A 15,965-nucleotide genomic window follows, 5' to 3' on the forward strand; every position below is an offset into this window, starting at 1 on the left:
CGGTGACCAGGGCGGGCTGGATCTGCCTGGGCCTGGACGCCTGGCTGATCGGCGGCTCCCTGCTCACCCTGTCGTGGAGCCTCGCGCTCGCCCAGCCGCCGACTCCCCGCCATCCCTGTCGACAAGCCCACTACCTCCGGGCCAGTTCCTTGAGCGCGATGTTGAGGTCCAGGACGTTGACGTGCGGCTCGCCCAGGAATCCTGCGGTACGACCGTCGGTGTGGTCCTTCACCAGCTCCTGCACCCGGGTGCGGGGCAGTCCGTTCGCCCTGGCCGCGCGGTCGATCTGGATCCGCGCGTAGGCCGGGGAGATGTCCGGGTCGATGGCCGAGGACGAGCCGGTGACCGCGTCGGTGGGCATTTTCGACTCGGGGACGCCGTTGAACTCGGCGACCCGCTGCCTCGCCGCCCTGATCGCCTTCACCAACCGGGCGTCGTCGGCGCCCAGTTGGCTGGAGCCGGTGGCCAGCGGGTCGTAGTCGCTGTGGGACGGGCGGGGCTGGAACCACCGGGGGTCCGGCTTGTCGGTGCCCTTGATGTCCCAGCTCTGGCCGATCAGCCTGGACCCGACCGCTTTGCCGTCGACCTCGGTGATCGAGCCGTTGGCCTTGTCGTGGAAGGCGGCCTGGCCGATCCCCGTGACGAGGAGGGGGTAGGCGATCCCGGTGACGACGGTGAGGACGAGCAGCATGCGCAGCGCGGCCCACGTCGTACGGCCGAGGTTCACAAAGGAGTTGTTCATGTCCTTCACCCGATCCCGGGGATCAGAGAGATGAGCAGGTCGATGAGCTTGATGCCGATGAAGGGCGCGACCAGGCCGCCGATGCCGTAGATCCCGAGGTTCCTGCGGAGCATCTTGTCGGCGCCGACCGGCTTGTACCGCACGCCCTTCAGGGACAGCGGCACCAGGGCGATGATGACGAGCGCGTTGAAGACGACGGCCGACAGGATCGCGGAGTCGGGCGAGGACAGGTGCATGATGTTCAGCTTGTCCAGGCCCGGGTAGACGGCGGCGAACAGCGCCGGGATGATCGCGAAGTACTTCGCGACGTCGTTGGCGATGGAGAACGTCGTCAACGCGCCGCGGGTGATGAGGAGTTGCTTGCCGATCTCGACGATCTCGATCAGCTTGGTCGGGTTGGAGTCGAGGTCGACCATGTTGCCGGCCTCCTTGGCGGCCGACGTACCGGTGTTCATCGCGACACCGACGTCGGCCTGCGCGAGCGCCGGCGCGTCGTTGGTGCCGTCACCGGTCATCGCGACCAGCTTGCCGCCGGCCTGCTCCCGCTTGATGAGGGCCATCTTGTCCTCGGGGGTGGCCTCGGCGAGGAAGTCGTCGACACCCGCCTCCTCGGCGATCGCCTTCGCGGTCAGCGGGTTGTCACCCGTGATCATCACGGTCTTGATGCCCATGCGGCGCAGTTCCTCGAACCGCTCCCGCATACCGTCCTTGACGACGTCCTTGAGGTGGATGACACCGAGGACGCGGGCACCGTCGGCGTCCTCGACGGCGACCAGCAGCGGTGTGCCGCCGGCCTCGGCGATCCGGTCGGTCAATGCCTGGGCGTCCCCCGCGACTTCACCGCCGCGCTCGGCCACCCAGGCGAGGACGGAGGCGGTGGCGCCCTTGCGGACCTTGCGGTCGTCCACGTCCACACCCGACATGCGGGTCTGGGCGGTGAACCCGATCCACTCGGCGCCGGCCAGCTCGCCCTGGTGGCGTTCGCGCAGCCCGTACTTCTCCTTGGCGAGGACGACGACGGAGCGGCCCTCGGGGGTCTCGTCGGCCAGTGAGGACAGCTGGGCCGCGTCCGCGACCTCGGCCTCCGTCGTCCCGCGCACCGGCACGAACTCGGCGGCCCGCCGGTTGCCGAGGGTGATGGTGCCGGATTCTGCTCGATTTCCTGACCGCCCGCCTGACCGCCCCGCCTGATCGTTCTGCCCGCACGCCGGATTGCCGGATCGAGCCGGATGTCCGCTCGTCAGGGCGTGGCCGACGGCATCCGAAAACCGAGCGGAGCCGCGTGAAGCCGTGATGGGATCGACCCTCGTGAACCCGATGAAGAGAACCCGGTGAAGAGAACCCGGTGAAGAGAACCCGATGAAGACCGCATTCCGTGATGAGGGCGATCTCCTGGCCAGGATGGAGGTGAACCTGGCCGAACACGCCTGCCACCTCCACCGGAAGGTCGAAGGCGCGACCGTCATGGAGAGCGACGACCTCGTGGTCGCCGACAGCGGCCTCGACGACGGCACCTTCAACATCGTCGCCGCAGCCCGCTTCACCCCCGACACCGCTCGGTCGCGGATCACCGAGATGGTCCGGACGCTGACGGCCACCGGCCGCTCCTTCTCCTGGTGGGTGGGTCCCGCTTCCACACCGGGAGATCTGGGATCCCGCCTGTCGGCTGCCGGTCTGCCGGCCGCCGAGCACGAGACGGCCATGTGGGCCGAGCTGAAAGACACCCTGCCGCAGCCGCACGCGGACGGGATGGACATCCGCCCGGTGACCACACCCGCGCAGCTCTCCGACTACGCCGCGGTCCTCGCCGCCAACTGGGACCCGCCCGCCGAGACCGTGCGCCGCTTCTTCGACCTGGCCGCCCCGCAGGCGCTGGCTGTCGGCTGCCCGGCCCGTTACCTGGTCGGCTACGCCGAGGGCCAGCCGGTCTGCTCGGCCGAGGTCCTCCTGCACGGGCGAGTCGCCGGGATCTACAACATCTCCACCCTCACCACCCACCGTCGACGCGGGTACGGCGGCGCCATGACCCTGGCCGCTCTCCACACCGCTCGCCGCGAGGGCTACCGCGTCGCGGTCCTCCAGGCATCGGGGGACGGCGAGCCCGTCTACCGCCGCCTGGGCTTCCGCTCATGCGGCCGGTTCACCGAATACGCCGTCACCCCTTGAAACCGCGGCCGTCGGCCCTCTTCGCCTCGGCCTTGCCGGTTTGGTCCTCAGCGCCCAGGGGCGTGCGGTGTCGGCGGCGGTCTCGGCCCCGCGTGTGCGCGTCGCCGCCGGAGACTTCCGATGAGACGCACGTCATGCGGCGGCGCCCGGCGGCGCGCGAGGCCGATGACGCGCCCGGACCTCGTGCCCCTGCTCGCCGGCCTGGGCGCGCCGACCTTGGCTTTCCCTCGCGGGGAGGCGAACTCCCTGGAAACCCTCCGAGGGTCGTGCGAGGGTGTGAGAGACAGGGAACGTGCAGGTCATAGCGGGTATGGGGCGAAATTCATGCGGTTGACGGTCTTCTGGCAACGGATGGCGGAACACTTCGGTCCGGAGTACGCCGACACCTTCGCGCGCGATCACGTGATGTCGGAGTTGGGTGGGCGCACGGTGAACGAGGCGCTGGACGCCGGCTGGGCGGCCAGGGACGTGTGGCGCGTGGTGTGCACGGTCATGGACGTGCCGCGGGAGCGGCGCTGAGAGTGCCACCAGCCCCTCGGCGCCCCTGGGGGAAATGCCTCGTAAGTCCGTGGTGAAGTCGACGCTACGGCACCGATCGGTCACGAAAGCCGCAGGTGGGCGCCGTTTGCCGGTGACGTGGGCGAGACTTGGCGCGTGGCACGCACTGACGAGGACACCGAGCAGCTGATCCGGACCGCGGAAGCGGCCGACACGACGGAGGCCACCGACCGGCCACCGGTCACCGGCGCCGTGACGCCGGACGGCCGCATGCCGCGCTGGCTGCCGCGCGCCATGGTCCTCGCGCTCGCGCTGGTCGCCGCCTTCCAGCTGGGCAACTGGGCCTTCCACCAGCTCACCGGGCTGCTGATCAACATCCTGATCGCGTTCTTCCTGGCCCTGGCGGTCGAGCCCGCGGTGAGCCGGATGGCCGCCCGCGGCATGCGCAGGGGGCTCGCCACCTTCCTGGTCTTCTTCCTCCTGACGGTCGTCGCCGCGGGGTTCGTCACCCTGCTCGGCTCGATGCTGGCCGGCCAGATCATCAAGATGATCGAGGGCTTCCCGGACTACCTGGACTCGCTCATCCACTGGACCAACCAGACCTTCCACACCAATCTCAGGCGGGTCGACGTCCAGGAGGGGCTGCTCCACTCCGACTGGCTGCGCAAGTACGCGCAGAACAGCGCGACCGGCGTCCTCGACGTGTCCCAGCAGGTGCTCGGCGGCCTCTTCCAGATGCTGACCGTCGCGCTGTTCTCGTTCTACTTCGCCGCCGACGGCCCCCGGCTGCGCCGCGCGCTGTGCTCCGTGCTGCCGCCCGCGCGCCAGGCCGAGGTGCTGCGCGCCTGGGAGATAGCCGTCGACAAGACGGGCGGCTACCTCTACTCGCGCGGCCTCATGGCGCTCGTCTCCGGGATCGCGCACTACATCCTGCTCCAGGCCCTGGGTGTGCCGTACGCGCCCGTGCTCGGCGTCTGGGTGGGCCTGGTCTCGCAGTTCATCCCGACCATCGGCACCTATCTCGCGGGCGCGCTGCCGATGCTGATCGCGTTCACCGTCGCCCCCTGGTACGCGGTGTGGGTGCTGATCTTCGTCGTGATCTACCAGCAGTTCGAGAACTACATGCTCCAGCCCAAGCTGACCGCCAGGAGCGTCGACATCCACCCCGCCGTCGCCTTCGGCTCGGTCATCGTGGGCACGGCCCTGCTGGGCGCCGTCGGCGCGCTGATCGCCATCCCCGCGGTGGCCACCCTCCAGGCGTTCCTGGGCGCCTACGTGAAGCGGTACGCCGTCACCGACGACCCCCGGGTGAACGGGCATCGCGTGCGGGCCCCGGGCGGTCCCGGGATGCTCACGCGCATCAGGGCCGCGCGCGCCAGGCGGTAGCGGCCCGCCCGCACCGCGGCCCCATCGAGGACACCCCGTCCCGCCGGGGTGTCGCTTGACACGAAAATCGAACATCCATTCTTATGAAGGCTCCGGCGAGGCTGTGGACCGGGGATTCGGTCATGGTTTGGGTAGAAATGCACCCGGGTTATCCACTGGCCGGGCCGACGTCGGGACGCATTGTCAGTGGCAGGCGTTAGCGTCTTTGACGTGAAGCGATCGACTCAAGCAAACCGGGTGGAACCCATGGCAGGAACCGACCGCGAGAAGGCGCTCGACGCCGCACTCGCACAGATTGAACGACAATTCGGCAAGGGCGCGGTCATGCGCATGGGCGACCGGTCGAAGGAGCCCATCGAGGTCATCTCGACCGGCTCGACCGCGCTCGACGTGGCCCTCGGCGTCGGCGGCCTGCCGCGCGGCCGTGTCGTGGAGATCTACGGACCGGAGTCCTCCGGTAAGACGACCCTGACGCTGCACGCCGTGGCGAACGCGCAGAAGGCCGGCGGCCAGGTCGCGTTCGTGGACGCCGAGCACGCCCTCGACCCCGAGTACGCGCGCAAGCTGGGCGTCGACATCGACAACCTGATCCTGTCCCAGCCGGACAACGGCGAGCAGGCGCTGGAGATCGTGGACATGCTGGTCCGCTCCGGCGCGCTCGACCTGATCGTCATCGACTCCGTCGCGGCGCTCGTCCCGCGCGCGGAGATCGAGGGCGAGATGGGCGACAGCCACGTCGGTCTGCAGGCCCGTCTGATGAGCCAGGCGCTGCGGAAGATCACCAGCGCGCTCAACCAGTCCAAGACCACCGCCATCTTCATCAACCAGCTCCGCGAGAAGATCGGCGTGATGTTCGGCTCCCCGGAGACCACGACCGGTGGCCGGGCACTGAAGTTCTACGCCTCGGTGCGCATCGACATCCGCCGCATCGAGACCCTGAAGGACGGCACCGAGGCGGTCGGCAACCGCACCCGCTGCAAGGTCGTCAAGAACAAGGTCGCGCCGCCCTTCAAGCAGGCCGAGTTCGACATCCTCTACGGCCATGGCATCAGCCGCGAGGGCGGCCTGATCGACATGGGCGTGGAGCACGGCTTCGTCCGCAAGGCCGGTGCCTGGTACACGTACGAGGGCGACCAGCTCGGCCAGGGCAAGGAGAACGCGCGCAACTTCCTCAAGGACAACCCCGACCTGGCCAACGAGATCGAGAAGAAGATCAAGGAGAAGCTGGGCGTGGGCGTCCGGCCGGAAGAGCCGACGGCCGAGCCCGGTGCGGACGCCGCGGGCGCCACACCGGCCGAGGACACCGCCAAGACGGCCGCTCCGGCCGCCAAGGCGACCAAGCCCAAGGCCGCCGCTGCCAAGAGCTGACCGTGACACGACGAACCGACTGGTCCGAGTACGAGTACGCCACCCCCGGTGCCTCACGGGGGAGGGGCACCGGGGGCCGCCAGGCCCATGCCCCGGGCGGTGACGACGCGTACGCGACCGGCGGAGACGAAGGATACGGGGACGGCGCCTGGCCGGACGACGGGCCGGACGACGAGGGCGGTGAGTCGCACGGGGGTGGCTCGACCGGGCCCGGCCCCCTGGGTGCGAGCGGCCCCCGGGGCGGCGGGCGACGTGGCGGGCGGCGGCGCGGTTCCGGGGAGCCGCGCGGCACGGACGAAGGCGCGCCCTCCTCGTCGAGAGCCGAGCGGGGGGAGTCTTCGGGGGACCCGGCTGAGCGGGCACGGTCGATCTGCCTGCGCCTGCTCACCGGCACCCCGCGGACCCGCAAGCAGCTCGCGGACGCCCTGCGCAAGCGGGAGATCCCCGAGGACGTGGCCGAGGAGGTGCTGTCGCGGTTCGAGGAGGTCGGGCTGATCGACGACGGCGCGTTCGCGGACGCCTGGGTGGAGTCCCGGCACCACGGCCGGGGGCTCGCCCGCCGGGCCCTCGCCCGGGAGCTGCGCACCAAGGGGGTCGACTCGACGCTGATCGAGGAGGCCGTCGCGCAGCTCGACTCCGACCAGGAGGAGGAGACCGCCCGCGAGCTCGTCGCCCGCAAGCTGCGCGCCACCCGGGGCCTGGACCGCGACAAGCGCATCCGCCGCCTCGCCGGGATGCTCGCACGCAAGGGGTATCCCGAGGGGATGTCCCTGCGCGTCGTCCGCCGGGCGCTGGAGGAAGAGGGCGAGGACACCGGATTCCTCGGCGAGGCCGACTTCTGACGACGGGGCGACTGGGCGCGTGAACGGCGGCGTGCCGATGGCGGGCGTCGAGGGGGCGTGCCGACGGGGCGGGTCGACGGATCGCCCCAAGGGGCGTGCCGGCGGGGTGGTCTGACGGGGGATTACCCCCGGTTCAGGACGCCGGGTCACCGCAGTGCGTCGATGCCCCCGGAGCGGCGAGGCTGGAGGCACGCCCCGGGAGCACCGCGCAGACCGATCGGGGCGGTCAGCACGGCCCTGCCGGCCGCCACCGGAAAAGAGACCGCCCCGATGATGCTGCGTTACGCCCTTCGGACAGTCCGGGCCCGCAAGGCGGGATTCCTCGGCGCCTTCGTCGCCCTGATGTGTGCGGCCGCCCTGATCAGCGCCTGCGGGAGCCTCCTCGACACCGGACTGCGCGGCACCATCCGCACCGAGCGCTACGCGGCCGCGCCGGTCCTGGTCTCCGCCGACCAGGACGTCCACCAGATCACCGTCAAGCACCGGCACGGCAGGACCAAGGTCAAGGACAAGGCGAAGCCCCTCGCCGAGCGCGTCTGGCTGTCCGAGCGGCTGCGGGACCGGATCGCCCGCGCCCCCGGGGTGGCCCGGGTCGTACCCGAACTCACCTTCCTCGCCCAGCCGTTGACTCAGACGGGCACGGGTGGCCGTACCGCCTACGGGCACGCGTGGGACTCCGCGGCGCTGACGCCGTACCGGCTCAGCGCGGGCCGCGCGCCCCAGACCGCCGACGAGCTGGTCGTGGACGGCGACCTCGCCGCACGCGCTCGGCTGCGACCCGGCGACCGGCTCACCGTGCAGTCCACGCGCGCGCCGCGGAGCTACCGGATCACGGGCATCGCCACCCCGGCCACCGCCGTACGCCACCAGACGTCCCTGTTCTTCTCCGCCGCGGAGGCCCGCCGCCTGGCCGCGCACCCCGGGCAGGTCACCGCCTTCGGCGTGCTGCCGGCCGCGGGGACGGATCCCGAGCGGCTGCGGCAGGCCGTCGCCGAGGCGCTGCGCGGCACCACGGCCCGGGTCAGTTCCGGTGACGCCCGTGGTCCCGTGGAGTTCCTGGACGCGGCCGCCGCCCGTATCCGGCTGGTCAGCATGGGCGCGGCCATGGGCGGCACCTCGCTGCTGGTGGCCGTGCTCGTGGTCGTCGGCACCTTCGCGCTCACCGTGCGGCAGCGCCACCGCGAACTCGCCCTGCTGCGCGCCGTCGCCGCCACTCCGGGACAGATCCGCAGGCTGCTCGGCCGGGAGGCGCTGATCGTGGGGGCGGTCGCGGGTGCGGCGGGCGCGCTGCTCGGGCTCTTGCTGGGCGGGTGGCTGTACTCCAGGTTCGTCGCCCTGGGAGCCGTACCCGCCACGCTGGAGCGGACCGTCGGCGTCTTCCCGCCGCTCGTCGCCTTCGCCGCGACCCTGCTCGGTGCCTGGGCGGCGGCCCGGATCGCCTCCCGCAGGGTCGCGCGGATACGACCGGCCGAGGCCCTGGCGGAGGCCAGGTCCGAGCGCACCCGTCCGGCCTGGGGCCGGCTCCTCGCCGGGCTGCTGTGTCTCGCGGGCGGGGTCGTCCTGGTCGTGCTCCTCACCGCACTGCGCACCGAGGCCGCCTCGACCCCCGTGACCCTGCTGGCCGTCGTGGTGCTGTCCATCGCCGTCTCCCTGCTCGGGCCGCTCCTGGTCAAGGGGGCCGCGTCGCTGCTCGCCGGGCCGCTGCGGCTCATCGGTCCGGGCGGCCGCCTCGCCACCGCCAACCTGCGGGGCAACGCCGCCCGGATGGCGTCCGTGGTCACCCCGCTCACCCTGTTCATCGGCATGACCTGCACGGTGCTGTTCGTGCAGACCACGCTCGGCGACGCGGCCCGTGCCCAGGTCCGTGAGGGTGTCAGGGCCGACTGGATCGTGGCCGCGCGGGGCCCCGGTGTGCCGGGGGCGGCCGCGCAGCGGTTGCGGGCGCGGCAGGACACGGTCACCGAGGTCGTGCGGACGACGGTCCGGGTGGGCCTCGACAAGTACCCGGCGCAGGGCGTCACCCCCGAGGGCCTGACCCGCACCTGGGACCCGGAGGTCACCGCCGGTTCCCTGGACGCGCTCGGCCCCGGCACCGTCGCGGTCAGCCGACTCGCCGCCGAGCAGCAGCATGTGAAGCCCGGAAGCGGTATGAGAGTCACGCTCGGCGACGGCACACCCGTCACGGTCACCGTCGCCGCGGTCTACGCCCGGGGCCTCGGTTTCGGGGATCTCACCCTCGCCCACGACCTCGTCGCCCCGCACGTCGACAACCCGCTCGCCTCCTCCCTCCTCGTCCGCACGTCCCGGACACGGCGCCACGTCGCCGCCACCCTGCGCGGGTTCCCGGGACTGCGCATAACCTCCCCGGCCGGAGCCGAGGCACTGGAGGCCGGGCACGAGCGGACGAACGCCGAGGTCAACTACCTCGCCATGGGCCTTGTGCTCGCCTTCACCGCCATCGCGGTGATCAACACGCTGGCCATGTCGGTGGCGGAGCGGGTACGTGAGTTCGCGCTGCTGCGGCTCGCGGGCGCGACCCGGCGCCAGGTGCTGCGCATGCTGCGCACCGAGTCGCTGTCCCTGCTGCTCCTGGCCACCGCGCTCGGCAGCGGCATCGCCCTCGCCGTGCTCACCGCGTTCAGCGTCGGGATGACCGGCCGGGTGGCGCCCGCGGTCACACCGCTCCTCCATGCCGCCGTCGTCGCGGCCGCCGGTCTTCTTGCCCTGGTGGCCTGCGCCCTGCCGGGACGTGCGGCACTGCGGGTGCCGGCGGTGACGGCGGCCACGGCGAGGGAGTGAGCCACGGCGCGGCGAGGGAGCGGCGGTCAGACCCCCGCCGGCGCCACCGGGAGACCGGCCGAGCGCCAGGACTGGAAGCCGCCGACCAGGTCGGTGGCCCGGTTCAGGCCGAGCTGGTGGAGGGAGGCGGCGGCGAGGGTGGAGGCGTAGCCCTCGTTGCAGATGAGCACGATACGCAGGTCGTGGCTCGTGGCCTCGGGGATGCGGTGGCTGCCCCGGGGGTCGAGGCGCCACTCCAGTTCGTTGCGCTCGACGACGACGGCGCCGGGGATCAGCCCGTCCCGCTCGCGCAGGGCCGCGTACCGGATGTCGACCAGCAGGGCGTCACCGGCCCGGGCCGTGTCGTACGCCTCCCGCGCCTCGACGCGCCGGTAGCCGGTGCGCACCCGCTCCAGCAACTCGTCGATGCTGACCGGGCCTTGGTGGGGGGCGCTGCTCACTGCCAGTCCTCCGGGCGTTCGACCTGCTCCAGGCGCAGCACCTGGCCCGAGCGACTGTAGCGGCGGATGCGGGGGAGCGGCGGGTAGTAGGCGTGGACGGAGATCGCGTGTCGGTCGGGGGAGTCGTTGAGGACCTCGTGCACATGGTGGTGGCCGAAGGCGCGCCCCTGGCCGGCGGGCAGCCGGCGCTCGCGGTCCACGCCCTCGGTGAGTTCCAGGGTCTGCCAGCCGTCGGTGGGCAGCCGGACGGCGAGCGCGTTCTCCTTGAGCTCGCCCGCGGCGGTGAGGAAGGCGCCGACCGACTCGGCGTGGTCGTGCCAGCCGGTGCCGGTGCCCGGCGGCCAGCCGATCAGCCAGGCCTCGCTGCCGCCGGGGCCGTCCAGCCGTACCCAGGTGCGGTCCTGCGGGTCCAGCGGGAGAGAGGCGAGCAGTTCGGCGTCGGCCGCCGTGCGCCGTACGAAGTCGAGGAGTTCCGCCTGGGTCGGTACCGAGCCGGTGGCGGGGGACGCGGAAGGAGACGCCGGGGAGGACGTCGAAGGAGACGAGACAGACACGTGGACCGTCCTGAAGAGGGTTCGCGGAACGGGCGCACGGCGGCACCCGGAAGAAAAAGGGGATGCGAATTCAGCAGGACGGACGACACACACAACCCGCATAGCGGACGAGGTCCATATGGACCCTCCGCCACAGGCGCACACAGGTGTCGGTCACGAGCGGAGTACAGCACGCCGTCGGAACCCGGTCAACCGACCGTCACCATGCGGACAGAGGGTGACGGCGCACGGGGGTGGTACGGCGCGGGGTCCATGCGCGCAGGCCCCGGGTTCACGACCTGCGCGCCCCGGGTTCCCTGCCCCGAAGCGCACGCTCGCCGTGCCCGGGAGCGTGCGCGGCACCTACAGATCCGTCGGGCGGGTGAACCCGTAGGCGCGCTCCACCCTGGCCACATGGAGGGAGTACGAGGCATACCAGTGCTCGCGTCCGTGCGCACGGGCCAGGGCGTGCTCCGCGTGCTCCCGCCAGGCGGCGATCGAGTCCTCGTCCTTCCAGTACGACACCGTGATCCCCAGGCCGTCCGGACGGCGAGCGGAGTCGACGCCGAGGAATCCCGGCTGCTCGGCGGCCAGTTCCAGCAACCGCTCGTCCGTCTCCGCGTAGCCGTGGTCGACGGCGGTCCGCACGGCGGTGAACACCACGGCGTAGTAGGGCGGTGTGGGCAGCGACGCGGGCCCGACGTCGGTCACGGAGGTCCTCCAGCGGACGACACCAGCAGTATCACCGCAAACGATCTCGCGCGCCGACCGGAACTCACAACCCCTTGTCCGGTCACCGACCCACGTTCCTGGCGGGAGCGTGCCGTCGCCGCCCTCACCCCACCCCCGCCTCCGCCTCGACCCCTTCCGCCACGGCTCCCCCCACGGTCGCCTCCGCCGCCGCGTACAGGTCGGCGGGCCGGACGCCGTTCAGCGCGGTGACCAGGTGGCCGTCGGGGCGCACCAGCAGGACGCTGTGGGCCGGGGCGCCCGGATAGGACTCGGCGACCAGCAGTTCGGCCGGGTGGGGCAGAGCCGTCACCGCGGCGGCCAGGCGGGGCATCACGCCCGCGGAGACCCAGTGCTTGCGGTCCCACACGCCCGTGCCGGGAGCGACCAGGACGACGAGGAGGGTGCCGCGGCCGAGGCGGTCGCGGAGGCGGACGAAGGAGCCGTCCTCCGCCGTGACGCGGACGTCGGTCACCGGGCCGCCGGGGGAGGTGTCGACGGGGATCTCGCCCTGGAGGTGCCGGGGCGTGAGGGGGGAGGCGGTGTACGCGCCCGGCGCGCCGAGCGCCCCGCGGCCCAGGTGGCCGTCGGTCAGCAGGGCGTCGTGGCCGCGGGCCGTGCCGGGGACGATGTACCGCAGCCCGCCCCCGCCGCGCAGCCCCGGCAGTGCCTGGTCGGTGGCCCGCAGCCGGGCGGAGACCACCGCGCGCCGCTCGGCCTGGTAGCTGTCCAGCAGCGCCTCGTGCGGCCCGTGGTGCCAGGCGGCGGCCAGTTTCCAGGAGAGGTTGTCGGCGTCCCGCAGCCCCTCGTCCAGCCCCTGCGTGCCCAGCGCGCCGAGCAGGTGCGCCGCGTCGCCGGCGAGGAAGACGCGGCCGTCGCGCCAGCGCCGGGCCAGCCGGTGGTGCACCGTGTGGACGCCGGTGTCGAGCAGGTCGTACGCCGGTGCCGAGCCGTCGGTCCAGCCCGCGAGGGTCTCACGGATGCCGGCCACCAGCAGTTCGGGCGTGATCAGGTCCTTGCCCGGCGTCAGCAGCCAGTCCAGCCGCCAGACGCCGTCCGGCAGGGGGCGGGCGGTCACCTCCCCGGCGAAGGGCCCGGACGACCGCCACGGTGGCATCCGGTGCAGCAACGCCTGGCCCTCCCAAGGGAGTTCCGCGCGCAGCGCGGCGACCGCGTGCCGCTCCACCGCCGTACGGCCGGGGAAGCGAATGTCCTGAAGTTTGCGCACGGTCGAGCGGGTACCGTCGCAGCCGACCAGGTAACCGCCGCGCCACCATGTGCCCTTGGGGCCTCGGGTGTGCGCGGTGACGCCGGAGGGCTCCTGCTCGATCGCGTCCAGGCGGCTGTCCGCGGCGATCTCCACCAGGGGCTGATCGGCGGCGGCCGCCCGCAGCAGGCCCGTGATCACGTGCTGGGCGATGTGCAGCGGGGCGGGCTCGTCCGGACCGAGGGCGATCTCGCTCACCACCTGCCGGCGCCGCATCGACCGCCAGCCGGTCCAGCGCACGCCGTGGTGGTCGAGCGCCGCGCCGGTCAGCCGCTCCAGCAGCGCGGCGGTGTCCTCGCGCAGCACGACGGTGCGCGCCGGGCGGGGCTCCGTCCTGCCGGGGCCCTCGTCCAGGACGAGGGTCGGCACCTCCTGGCGGGCCAGTGCCAGGGCGAGCGTGAGCCCGACGGGCCCCGCTCCGACGATGATCACCGGGTCCACGGCGCGGCGCCCCCTGTCCGCGGCGATGTCTCGACGGCAGTGGGTGAACAGCAAGGTGAGGCCGGGTGCACGATCACAGAACGTATGCAACCCATTGGCAGAGTATGCGTCAAGTGACCCTCGGGGGCAGCGGCGATCATGCCACTGCCCCCGGCCGAATCATGCGACTTGAGTGATCGTCACTTCTTGGGGCCGGTGATGTCACCGATATCGGAGAGAGAACCGGCCGGGTCCGCCCCGGTGGCCGCCGAACCGGCGACGTCCGCCACGTCCCGCGCGCCCAGCACCGCGCCGGTCGACTTCTTGCCCCGCCGCAGCCGGCCCTCCAGCCAGTGCGCGAAGGAGGTGAGCGAGAAGTTGATGGCCACGTAGATCACGGCCACGACGGTGAGCGAGGCGATGAAGTTGCCGTAGTAGCCGCTCATGGTGTTGGCCGAGGCCAGCAGCTCGGGGAAGGTGAGGACCGCGCCGCCGAGGGCGGTGTCCTTCACGATGACCACCAGCTGGCTGACGATGGCCGGCAGCATCACGGTGACCGACTGCGGCAGCAGCACGAGCCGCATCATCTGCCCCTTGCGCAGGCCGATCGCCAGGGCCGCCTCGGACTGGCCCCTCGGCAGCGAGAGGATGCCCGCGCGGACGATCTCCGCGAGGACCGACGCGTTGTACAGCACCAGGCCGGTGACGACCGCGTAGAACGGCCGGTCGTCCGAACTGACGCCGGTGTACTGGGCGAAGAGCGCCAGCCCGAAGATCATCAGGACCAGTACGGGGATCGCGCGGAAGAACTCGACCAGGACCGAGGCGTTCACGCGCACCCAGGCGTGGTCCGAGAGCCGGGCGATGCCGAGCACGGCACCGAGCGGAAGCGCGATGACCATCGCCAGCGCCGCCGCCTCCAGGGTCTTCTGCAGGCCGGGCCAGATGTACGTCGTGTACGCCTCGGACCCGGTGAAGAAGGGCTTCCACAGGGCCCAGTCCAGCTGGCCCTTGTCGTTCATGGCGGCGTAGACCCACCAGACGAGGGCCGCGAGGACGACCAGGAAGGCCGCCGTGTACAGAACGTTGCGCCGCTTGGCGCGGGGCCCCGGAGTGTCGAACAGGACCGAAGTCATCGCTTCACCGCCACCTTCTTGCCCACCCAGCCGAGGATCAGGCCGGTCGGCAGGGTCAGGCAGACGAAGCCGAAGGCGATGACCGCCGAGATCGCCATCAGCTGCGCCTCGTTCTCGATCATCTTCTTCATCAGCAGGGCTGCCTCCGCCACGTTGATCGCGGCGGCCACCGTCGTGTTCTTCGTCAACGCGATCAGCACGTTGGTCAGCGGCCCGACGGTCGCGCGGAAGGCCTGCGGGAGCACGACCAGACCGAGCACCTGGGAGAAGCTGAGGCCGATGGCCCGTGCCGCCTCCGCCTGGCCGACCGGCACCGTGTTGATGCCGGCCCGGATCGCCTCGCACACGAAGGCCGAGGTGTAGACGATCAGGCCGAGCACGGCCAGCCGGAAGTTGATCGCGTCGAAGCCCTTGGCGCCCAGGCTGATACCCAGCGTCTGGTTCAGACCGAGCGAGGAGAACAGGATGATCACCGTGAGCGGGATGTTCCGCACGATGTTCACGTAGGCGGTGCCGAAACCGCGCATCAGCGGTACCGGGCCCACCCGCATGGCGGCCAGCAGGGTGCCCCAGACCAGGGAGCCCACGGCCGACAGCAGGGTGAGCTGCACCGTCGTCCAGAAGGCGCCCAGTACGTCGTAATGTCCAAGAAAGTCGAACACGATCTCCCGCGCTTCCGCGTGTAGGGATGCCCACGGTGCGCCGCCGTCGTGAACGGCGGCGCACCGGCAGGGCGTTGCCTCAGCTCTTGATGTCGCCGATCTTCGGCGCGGGCTCGTTCTTGTAGTCGGCCGGACCGAAGTTCTTCTTCACGGCCGCGTCCCAGGAGCCGTCGGACACCATGGACTCAAGCGCCTTGTTGATCTTCGCCTTGAGGTCGCTGCCCTTCTTGACGCCGATCCCGTAGTTCTCGTTGGTCATCTTGAAGCCGCCGAGCTTGAACTTGCCCTTGAACTGGGCCTGGGCGGCGTAACCGGCGAGGATGGAGTCGTCCGTGGTGAGGGCGTCGATGGCGCCGCTCTGCAGACCCGACAGGCAGGCCGAGTACGTCGGGTACGTCTGGAGGTCGGCCTTCGGGGCCAGCTTGGCCTTGACGTTCTGCGCCGAGGTCGAACCGGCCACGGAACACAGCTTCTTGTTGTTCAGGTCCGCCGGCGCCTTGATGGCGGTCTCGTCGGCGCGCAGCAGCACGTCCTGGTGGGCCAGCAGGTACGGGCCGGCGAAGTCGACCTTCTGCTCGCGCTCCGGGGTGATCGAGTACGTGGCGGCGATGAAGTCCACGTCACCGCGCTGCAGCATGGTCTCGCGGTCGGCGCTCTTCGACTCCTTCCACTCGATCTGGTCGGAGCTGTAGCCGAGCTTCTTGGCGACATAGGTGGCCACGTCGACATCGAAACCCGAGTAGCCCTGGGGCGTCTTCTGGCCGAGGCCGGGCTGGTCGAACTTGATGCCGATGGTGATCTTCTTGCCACCGGAGGAACCGTTGTCGTCCTTCTTGTCGCCGCCGCACGCGGTGGCGGCGAGGGCGAGGGCGAGGACGGCGGCCGAGGCGGCGGTGACCTTGCGGAGCTTCATGCTGAACATCCTTCGAAGTGGTGAGGGACGAGGTCCGTGGGAGAAAACGATCCGGGCGCCCGGG

At 71.5% G+C, this 15,965-nt stretch carries 15 protein-coding genes and 1 pseudogene; 6 read left to right on the forward strand and 10 right to left on the reverse strand.

The features are described 5' to 3' along the window. Positions 1-130 precede the first annotated feature (130 nt). Together kdpC and kdpB are read right to left on the reverse strand one after the other, a co-directional pair. A complete protein-coding gene (gene kdpC / locus ACWDD7_RS32055) occupies positions 131-742 on the reverse strand; it encodes a potassium-transporting ATPase subunit KdpC (protein ID WP_450459962.1) in 612 nt (203 codons plus the stop codon). A gap of 5 nt (positions 743-747) precedes the next feature. Continuing rightward, positions 748-1,893 (reverse strand): annotated as a pseudogene (kdpB, locus tag ACWDD7_RS32060) (potassium-transporting ATPase subunit KdpB); the annotation flags it as partial. Between the two features lie 250 nt (positions 1,894-2,143). On the opposite strand from kdpB, the gene ACWDD7_RS32065 reads away from it, so the two are divergent. The 6 genes from ACWDD7_RS32065 (at position 2,144) to ACWDD7_RS32090 (ending at position 9,801) form a co-directional block, all read left to right on the forward strand. Next, positions 2,144-2,908, forward strand: a complete 765-nt coding sequence (locus ACWDD7_RS32065) for a GNAT family N-acetyltransferase (protein ID WP_450459963.1) — start codon at positions 2,144-2,146, stop codon at positions 2,906-2,908. A gap of 324 nt (positions 2,909-3,232) precedes the next feature. Then, positions 3,233-3,427 carry a DUF3046 domain-containing protein gene (locus ACWDD7_RS32070; protein WP_285562907.1) on the forward strand — a complete coding sequence of 65 codons (195 nt, stop codon included), beginning with the start codon at positions 3,233-3,235 and terminating at the stop codon, positions 3,425-3,427. A gap of 135 nt (positions 3,428-3,562) precedes the next feature. Then, positions 3,563-4,792: an AI-2E family transporter gene (locus tag ACWDD7_RS32075; protein ID WP_450459964.1), complete on the forward strand. Its 1,230-nt coding sequence runs from the start codon at positions 3,563-3,565 to the stop codon at positions 4,790-4,792. A 246-nt stretch (positions 4,793-5,038) separates the two neighbouring features. Further along, the gene (gene recA / locus ACWDD7_RS32080; protein WP_351869780.1) at positions 5,039-6,160 is read left to right on the forward strand and encodes a recombinase RecA; all 1,122 of its coding nucleotides are present in this window, start codon (positions 5,039-5,041) and stop codon (positions 6,158-6,160) included. A 2-nt stretch (positions 6,161-6,162) separates the two neighbouring features. Further along, the gene (gene recX / locus ACWDD7_RS32085) at positions 6,163-7,002 is read left to right on the forward strand and encodes a recombination regulator RecX (protein ID WP_450459965.1); all 840 of its coding nucleotides are present in this window, start codon (positions 6,163-6,165) and stop codon (positions 7,000-7,002) included. Positions 7,003-7,272: 270 nt separating this feature from the next. After that, the gene (locus tag ACWDD7_RS32090) at positions 7,273-9,801 is read left to right on the forward strand and encodes an FtsX-like permease family protein (protein WP_450459966.1); all 2,529 of its coding nucleotides are present in this window, start codon (positions 7,273-7,275) and stop codon (positions 9,799-9,801) included. 26 nt (positions 9,802-9,827) lie between these two features. Here the strand turns inward: ACWDD7_RS32090 and ACWDD7_RS32095 are convergent, their stop codons facing one another. The 8 genes from ACWDD7_RS32095 to ACWDD7_RS32130 all read right to left on the reverse strand — a co-directional run bounded on the left by ACWDD7_RS32095 (position 9,828) and on the right by ACWDD7_RS32130 (position 15,901). Then, positions 9,828-10,241 carry a rhodanese-like domain-containing protein gene (locus tag ACWDD7_RS32095; protein WP_450459967.1) on the reverse strand — a complete coding sequence of 138 codons (414 nt, stop codon included), beginning with the start codon at positions 10,239-10,241 and terminating at the stop codon, positions 9,828-9,830. Then, complete coding sequence (locus ACWDD7_RS32100) at positions 10,238-10,795, reverse strand: cysteine dioxygenase (protein ID WP_450459968.1); 558 nt, start codon at positions 10,793-10,795, stop codon at positions 10,238-10,240. Before ACWDD7_RS32100 ends, ACWDD7_RS32095 begins: the two co-directional genes overlap by 4 nt. A 70-nt stretch (positions 10,796-10,865) precedes the next feature. Further along, entirely contained in the window at positions 10,866-10,913 is a 48-nt protein-coding gene (locus ACWDD7_RS32105; protein ID WP_309506048.1) for a hypothetical protein, read from the reverse strand. A gap of 224 nt (positions 10,914-11,137) precedes the next feature. Then, a complete protein-coding gene (locus ACWDD7_RS32110; RefSeq protein ID WP_351869795.1) occupies positions 11,138-11,485 on the reverse strand; it encodes an antibiotic biosynthesis monooxygenase family protein in 348 nt (115 codons plus the stop codon). A gap of 124 nt (positions 11,486-11,609) precedes the next feature. Further along, the gene (locus ACWDD7_RS32115) at positions 11,610-13,211 is read right to left on the reverse strand and encodes an FAD-dependent monooxygenase (protein WP_450459969.1); all 1,602 of its coding nucleotides are present in this window, start codon (positions 13,209-13,211) and stop codon (positions 11,610-11,612) included. A 179-nt stretch (positions 13,212-13,390) separates the two neighbouring features. Beyond that, complete coding sequence (locus tag ACWDD7_RS32120) at positions 13,391-14,326, reverse strand: amino acid ABC transporter permease (RefSeq protein WP_450459970.1); 936 nt, start codon at positions 14,324-14,326, stop codon at positions 13,391-13,393. Then, positions 14,323-14,988, reverse strand: coding sequence for an amino acid ABC transporter permease (locus tag ACWDD7_RS32125; RefSeq protein WP_285562917.1), 666 nt, complete (start codon positions 14,986-14,988; stop codon positions 14,323-14,325). Before ACWDD7_RS32125 ends, ACWDD7_RS32120 begins: the two co-directional genes overlap by 4 nt. 79 nt (positions 14,989-15,067) lie before the next feature. Beyond that, a complete protein-coding gene (locus ACWDD7_RS32130) occupies positions 15,068-15,901 on the reverse strand; it encodes a glutamate ABC transporter substrate-binding protein (RefSeq protein ID WP_351869805.1) in 834 nt (277 codons plus the stop codon). Positions 15,902-15,965: the final 64 nt, after the last annotated feature.

Source organism: Streptomyces sp. NPDC001056 (genome assembly GCF_053598955.1).

Bases quoted from the DNA above. Each gene is read 5' to 3' on its own strand.
- kdpC (WP_450459962.1), bottom strand. From the start codon at position 742: ATGAACAACTCCTTTGTGAACCTCGGCCGTACGACGTGGGCCGCGCTG.
- ACWDD7_RS32065 (WP_450459963.1), top strand. From the start codon at position 2,144: ATGGAGGTGAACCTGGCCGAACACGCCTGCCACCTCCACCGGAAGGTC.
- ACWDD7_RS32070 (WP_285562907.1), top strand. From the start codon at position 3,233: ATGCGGTTGACGGTCTTCTGGCAACGGATGGCGGAACACTTCGGTCCG.
- recA (WP_351869780.1), top strand. From the start codon at position 5,039: ATGGCAGGAACCGACCGCGAGAAGGCGCTCGACGCCGCACTCGCACAG.
- ACWDD7_RS32090 (WP_450459966.1), top strand. From the start codon at position 7,273: ATGATGCTGCGTTACGCCCTTCGGACAGTCCGGGCCCGCAAGGCGGGA.
- ACWDD7_RS32120 (WP_450459970.1), bottom strand. From the start codon at position 14,326: ATGACTTCGGTCCTGTTCGACACTCCGGGGCCCCGCGCCAAGCGGCGC.
- ACWDD7_RS32130 (WP_351869805.1), bottom strand. From the start codon at position 15,901: ATGAAGCTCCGCAAGGTCACCGCCGCCTCGGCCGCCGTCCTCGCCCTC.